We start from the raw sequence: 3,449 nt of genomic DNA on the forward strand, positions 1-3,449 counted from the left end.
TTATAAACTCTAAAATACCGGGGGCAATTGGTTTTTTTGGTTCGGCTGTATTGTCCGATTCTGTTCGGTTTATTTATCCAAGGGATAATCCGTGATGATATGTAAAAATTGAAAAATCCGGAAAAACAGGAAAACAAACCAGCATAAGTTTAAAAGAAATAAAAAACCGGCATTATAAAGTGCCGGTTTTTTATAAATAAAATTGCTGTAATTATTTAGCTGGTGCTGCAGCAGGCATATCGCTGTTCCAGATATCACGGTGTATTTTCCATTTACCATTTTCTTCTTTCCAGATAACTATAAATTTGCCCTTATCAAGCGACATATTTTTATCGGCAAATATTTCATAGGTACCTGTTTCTACCACTGCATCTTTACCACCCATTACTTCGGCAGTAGTTATTTTAACATCCCGGATGCCCATTTTATAACCACCGTTAAAATATGCAGCAATAGCAGCTGTACCACACATTTTAGGCATGTTGCTGGGGCTAATGCAGGCATCGCTGGTGTAATGGCTTACAAAAGCTGCAGAATCTCCATTGGCAAAACCGCTGCCAAAAGTTGCATTACCGGCTGCAATGGCTGTTTTAACGGAGTCTAAATTAAAAGTGGATGTGGTTGTTTCTGTTGAGGCTGTTTCAGTTTTTGCAGCATTATTATTACAGGAAAAAAGAACAACACAAAAGGCTAAGGCTGGTAAAAGGGTTTTTTTCATTTTTTTGTTTTTAGTTGATGGTAAATGTAAAAGTATTATTTGGTTTATGCAATATGGGTGGTGGGTATTTTAGTAGTAGTGATTACTTTTTACAAAAATAAAAAATTTATAGATGAAGTTATTGATTCACAAATCGCTTTAAAATCATCTTTAATAATTAATTTACATAGTCTAAAAAACAGCGTATGCCCGAAGGACCTTCTATACTGCACCTGAAAGAGCAACTACTGCCTTTTAAAGGCAAACTTGTAAAAAAAGCAGGTGGTTACGGGGCCATGTCTGCAGCATGGATAAAAGGAAAAAAACTGATAGATATTATTACCTGGGGTAAGCATTTATTATTTGTATTTTCTACGGGTACCGTTAGGGTGCACCTGGGCTTATTTGGTGATATACTTATTAATGAAAGAAAAAAAGTAAACCGTTCTTTTTTCCTGGAATTTGCCACCGGCGAAATAAACGGGTATGTGGTTAAAGCTATTAAGCTGCAAAAACCATTAAAGGAAATATATGACTGGCGTACTGATATCCTTAGCCGCAACTTTGATAAAGCCTACATAAAAACACTTTTAAAAAAACAGGCACATAAAACCATTGATGAGGTGTTAATGGACCAGGCTATATTTAGCGGTGTTGGTAATAAGATAAGGAACGAAGCCTTATACCGTGCAGCTATTCATCCGTTAAGCCTTACCGGAAAAATTCCTGCGGTAAAAATCAGTAAGCTGATAAATGAAGTGGTAAACTATGCTACTCTTTTTTACAACCAATTGCATTCAAAAGGCGTAAATAATTTTTTTCAGGTGTACCAGCAGGAATATGCAGCCGATGGCAGTGAGGTAACCATGAAAGTTTTACAAAAATCTAAACGTAAAATTTTTTTTAGTGAACACCGGCAGCAATTATATGTATAAATGCTAAAATTAATTATCACAGTATATTGCTTAGGTTTTCTCCGTAGCAACTTCCCGGGCATGTTGCTAAAAAGGTAATCCGATAAGAATATAATAACCTCTATACAGCCATGCAATGTGCGTATTCTTAATTTTAAAAAAAGCTGTGATAAATTTGTGTTAAGCTTAAGGTACAAAGTAAATGCCGGGTATTTAATCAGCAGTTTTAAATGCCTGCTATTAAAAATTTTATGGAGAAGTGCATTATTTTTTTGGTATGTTGCAAACAATGGCTTGCAATTTGTGCCATGCAGCAGCAACATGAAACGTATTAAAAACAGTCTATTTTACTTTTTTGTTATCGGCGGTTTTTCTGCACTCATCTATTGGGGGCTGTTGCTGGGTGCAAAACTGCAGCAGGGCAGAAACGTTACCGTAACAGCAGCAGGAAAAAATAAGTGGCAGGATTTTATTGATGCGCTGGTAAATAATTTAAGCCATCCCCTGGCTTTATTGCTGGCGCAGATCATTACCATTATACTGGTGGCCCGATTGTTTGGCTGGATATGTAAAAAAATAGGTCAGCCATCGGTGATAGGCGAAATCGTGGCGGGTATTGTATTAGGCCCTTCATTGGTGGGTTTATATTTTCCCGGCTTCAGTGCATTTTTATTTCCACCGCAATCGCTGGGCAATTTGCAATTCTTAAGCCAGATAGGGTTAATACTTTTTATGTTTGTGGTAGGTATGGAACTCGATTTAAAAATACTGAAGAATAAAGCACACGAAGCAGTTGTTATCAGCCATGCCAGTATCATCTTTCCCTTTGCATTGGGTATTGGCCTTGCCTATTTTATTTATCCGCATTTTGCACCGGAAGGAATAAACTTTGCATCCTTTGCATTATTTACCGGCATATCACTAAGCATTACCGCCTTTCCTGTACTGGCACGTATTATACAGGAACGGGGCATACATAAAACAAGATTAGGCACCATTGTAATTACCTGTGCCGCTGCCGATGATATTACTGCATGGTGCATACTGGCCGCCGTAATTGCCATTGTAAAAGCAGGCTCATTTGTAAGTGCTTTATATACTATTGCACTGGCTGTTGCTTATGTATTGCTGATGATAAAAATAATACGCCCCTTTTTAAAACGTGTGGGTGAGCTGTACACCGAAAAAGAAAATATCAGCAAAGGTATTATTGCACTGTTCTTTTTAACACTCATCATGTCGGCCTATGCCACCGAGGTAATTGGCATACATGCATTGTTTGGTGCTTTTATGGCCGGTGCTATAATGCCCGATAATGCAAGGTTTAGAAAAATGTTTGTAGAAAAAGTGGAAGACATTGCGCTGGTGGTGTTGCTGCCTTTGTTTTTTGTATTTACCGGCCTGCGTACACAAATTGGTTTGTTGAACGATCCGTATTTGTGGAAGATAACTGCCCTTATTATAATAGTAGCCGTAACCGGAAAATTTATTGGCAGCGCTGTGGCTGCAAAATTTGTAGGCCAAAGCTGGAAGAACAGTTTAATAATTGGTGCGTTGATGAACACCCGTGGATTAATGGAACTGGTAGTGCTGAATATTGGTTACGACCTGGGCGTATTAAAACCCGAACTGTTTGCCATGATGGTAATAATGGCATTGGTTACCACTTTTATGACGGGCCCTGCACTCGACCTGATTGGCTGGGTGTTCCGCAGTAAATACGCTGCCGAAAAAAAGACAAAAGCAGCAGGGCAGTTCAATATTCTCATCTCCTTTAACCATGCTGAACGTGGGCGGGCATTATTGCGTATAGCCAACAGCTTTATAAAAAAAACCAG

At 38.4% G+C, this 3,449-nt stretch carries 3 protein-coding genes; 2 read left to right on the forward strand and 1 reads right to left on the reverse strand.

Going from position 1 to position 3,449, the window contains the following annotated elements; all coding sequences use genetic code 11:
• Positions 1–211 precede the first annotated feature (211 nt).
• Entirely contained in the window at positions 212–718 is a 507-nt protein-coding gene (locus ACY65O_RS01210) for a YybH family protein (protein ID WP_462219022.1), read from the reverse strand.
• A gap of 185 nt (positions 719–903) precedes the next feature.
• On the opposite strand from ACY65O_RS01210, the gene ACY65O_RS01215 reads away from it, so the two are divergent.
• Both ACY65O_RS01215 and ACY65O_RS01220 read left to right on the forward strand, forming a co-directional pair.
• Positions 904–1,632, forward strand: a complete 729-nt coding sequence (locus tag ACY65O_RS01215) for a hypothetical protein (protein ID WP_462219023.1) — start codon at positions 904–906, stop codon at positions 1,630–1,632.
• A gap of 156 nt (positions 1,633–1,788) precedes the next feature.
• Positions 1,789–3,449: cation:proton antiporter domain-containing protein (locus tag ACY65O_RS01220; protein WP_462219024.1), on the forward strand; the 1,661-nt coding region annotated here is incomplete at its 3' end.

The sequence above is a fragment of the Ferruginibacter sp. genome, from assembly GCF_031430955.1.
Classification (GTDB): Bacteria; Bacteroidota; Bacteroidia; order Chitinophagales; family Chitinophagaceae; genus Ferruginibacter.